Origin of the sequence: Campylobacter sp. RM16190 (assembly GCF_012978835.1) — a bacterium.
In the GTDB taxonomy this organism is placed as follows: domain Bacteria; phylum Campylobacterota; class Campylobacteria; order Campylobacterales; family Campylobacteraceae; genus Campylobacter_A.
This window is the reverse complement of record NZ_LIWS01000034.1, coordinates 1-377: the sequence shown is the minus strand read 5'-3', so window position 1 is coordinate 377 and position 377 is coordinate 1. Positions and strand designations below refer to the sequence as shown.

Below are 377 nucleotides of genomic sequence, written 5' to 3'. Positions count from 1 at the left end.
ATTTGAAGTCTTGTTAGCTCAGCAGGTAGAGCATTTCACTTTTAATGAAGGGGTCGCTGGTTCGAGTCCAGCACAGGACACCATTGTTTAGGGTTATGACCCTTTCGTCTAGTGGCCCAGGACTCTACTCTCTCAGTGTAGTAACAGAGGTTCGAATCCTCTAAGGGTCGCCACCAAAAGCTAAATTTTAGCTTTTTGTTATTTAGTTTTCGGTCGCTTAGCTCAGTTGGTAGAGCGCCACCCTTACAAGGTGGATGTCATAAGTTCGAGTCTTATAGCGACCACCATTTATCTTGGTTGCGGCGGTAGTTCAGTTGGTTAGAATATCGGCCTGTCACGCCGGAGGTCGCGGGTTCGAGCCCCGTCCGCCGCGCCAT

4 tRNA genes are annotated in these 377 nt (G+C 49.3%); all 4 read left to right on the top strand.

What is annotated here, in order from left to right:
* The first annotated feature begins 7 nt into the window (after positions 1 to 7).
* The 4 genes from CDOM16190_RS10525 to CDOM16190_RS10510 all read left to right on the top strand — a co-directional run bounded on the left by CDOM16190_RS10525 (position 8) and on the right by CDOM16190_RS10510 (position 376).
* A tRNA-Lys gene (locus CDOM16190_RS10525) sits at positions 8 to 83 on the top strand.
* A 14-nt stretch (positions 84 to 97) separates the two neighbouring features.
* A tRNA-Glu gene (locus tag CDOM16190_RS10520) sits at positions 98 to 173 on the top strand.
* A gap of 38 nt (positions 174 to 211) precedes the next feature.
* A tRNA-Val gene (locus tag CDOM16190_RS10515) sits at positions 212 to 287 on the top strand.
* A gap of 12 nt (positions 288 to 299) precedes the next feature.
* Positions 300 to 376, top strand: a tRNA-Asp gene (locus tag CDOM16190_RS10510).
* The last annotated feature ends 1 nt before the right edge of the window (position 377 follow it).